Here is a 1,797-nt window from a genome sequence, read left to right as displayed (position 1 = left end):
TCCATCCCATTAACTGGAAAGCCAAATACGGCGGAATGGAAGCGTCTGATATTAAAAAGTTAAAAGATCTTGAGGAAGAAAACCGGCGTTTAAAACAGATGTTTGCTGACCTGAGTCTTGAGTGCCGGGCACTGAAGGATGTTATCGAAAAAAAGCTTTAAAAACAGCGGTAAAGCGGGAGCTTGTCAGTTACCTTATCGAACAGTATTCGATGAGCATCCGTCACGCCTGCCGGGCCCTATCGCTGAGCAGAACGGTGTATTTTTACAAACCGGATACCCGGCGGGATGAACCGGTGATACAGGCGCTGACAGAGGCGGCAGAACGTTATCCCCGTTACGGGTTTAAAAAGCTGTTTCAAATCCTGCGCAGGCAGGGCAACGGGTGGAATCATAAGCGCGTTCACCGGATCTATTGTCTGCTGAAGCTGAACTTTCGCCGTAAAGGCAAACAACGTCTGCCTGTGCGTAATCCGGCACCACTGGCAACGCCGGAAGCACTGAATCAGAGCGGGTCGGTTGATTTTATGCATGATGCGCTGATCTGTGGCAGGCGTTTCCGGACGTTCAATATCGTGGATGATTTTAATCGTGAAGCCCTGGCGATAGAAATTGATCTGAATATCCCGGCCCAACGTGTTGTCCGGGTATTGGACAGAATAGTTGCAACACGCGGATACCCGGTGAAAATGCGGATGGATAATGGTCCGGAGCTTATATCACTGACACTCGCACATTGGGCGGAAGAGCATGGCGTGATACTGGAGTTTATTAAACCGGGTAAACCGACTCAGAATGCCTTTATCGAACGTTTTAACCGGACATACCGGACCGAAATACTGGATTTTTATCTGTTCCGGACACTGAATGAAGTACGGGAGATCACGGAACACTGGCTGAGGGAATATAACCGGGAGCGTCCGCATGAATCCCTGAATAATCTGACACCGGAAGAATACCGGTTATTAGCTGAAAATAACGAAACCTCAAAAAGTGTGTGGAACTGAAACGGGTGTACTTACATTTGCAGCAGACTGTTGTGGCACTTTTGAAGTGTTTTAAGATTTTACTCAGTTCAACAAATCAGCCTTGGAGTAAGATATGACTACACAAAAAAGCGATTGGAAACATCAAGATAACAAACATTATGTTGGTCATTTGGACCGGATTTATGTTTCAAGAGATGAGGAGTGGGAAGTTGGCTACTTCGTTGATAAATATCTTGAAGAACATAACTCGACTAAAAATGAAAAAAACAGGACTGTTATTATGGCTCAAATAGCAAAATATTCTGGTAAGGCTCCTATTAAACGTGAAGATTTGAAAAGTTTTCTTGATCAAAACATTACTTTTTCAACTCCTAAGTGATGCTTTTTGAGGCACCTCAACTGTGAGGTGCCTTACCGTCAGTCATTTAGCTTCATTACATCTGAAACTTTCATATCTTTAAGATGAGGATTTTTGTTAAGGAAGTAGTTGAACTGCCGGATGAAGTTTATAGTGGCTGCCTTGATAGCCAAAGGCCTATCGGAATCTCGAATATGGTGATTGAGACGAGTCTCCTCCTCACTATCATCATCGGTATATAGAAGACAAGATAACCTATCATCAGAGATCCTCAGCTTATGTATCTTTGACCACATTAAAATGTCAAGCATGGCTATTATTCTGTAAGAAATCAGTTTTTTTATAGTGCCATATCCGAATCTTACTACCGATGACATATCAGGTTCTGTAGATTTTATTTTTCTCCACTGAGGTAGAGCAGTCCGAATAGATTGGTAATCCCCCCATTTTT

The 1,797-nt window shown here is 43.4% G+C and carries 3 protein-coding genes; 2 read left to right on the top strand and 1 reads right to left on the bottom strand.

Annotated elements, in window-relative coordinates:
* Together U868_RS0121535 and U868_RS0121530 are read left to right on the top strand one after the other, a co-directional pair.
* Positions 1 to 1,006, top strand: a protein-coding gene (locus U868_RS0121535; RefSeq protein WP_115660450.1) for an IS3 family transposase whose coding sequence is annotated in 2 segments (ribosomal slippage) — positions 1 to 156 and positions 156 to 1,006 — 1,007 coding nt annotated over the 2 segments. Because the reading frame shifts where the segments join, the coding sequence is not laid out codon by codon here. This gene is flagged as partial in the annotation.
* 94 nt (positions 1,007 to 1,100) lie between these two features.
* Positions 1,101 to 1,367, top strand: a complete 267-nt coding sequence (locus U868_RS0121530; RefSeq protein ID WP_025155081.1) for a hypothetical protein — start codon at positions 1,101 to 1,103, stop codon at positions 1,365 to 1,367.
* Between the two features lie 38 nt (positions 1,368 to 1,405).
* Here U868_RS0121530 and U868_RS25780 read toward each other — a convergent pair.
* A partial coding sequence (locus U868_RS25780; RefSeq protein WP_025155080.1) for a DUF6387 family protein occupies positions 1,406 to 1,797 on the bottom strand: 392 nt, incomplete at its 5' end.

This window comes from Morganella morganii H1r, from assembly GCF_000633515.1.
GTDB lineage: Bacteria > Pseudomonadota > Gammaproteobacteria > Enterobacterales > Enterobacteriaceae > Morganella > Morganella morganii_B.
This window is presented reverse-complemented; position numbering and strand designations above follow the sequence as displayed.

Excerpts from the sequence above, each read along its gene's own strand:
- U868_RS0121530 (WP_025155081.1), top strand. The coding sequence starts at position 1,101 with ATGACTACACAAAAAAGCGATTGGAAACATCAAGATAACAAACATTAT.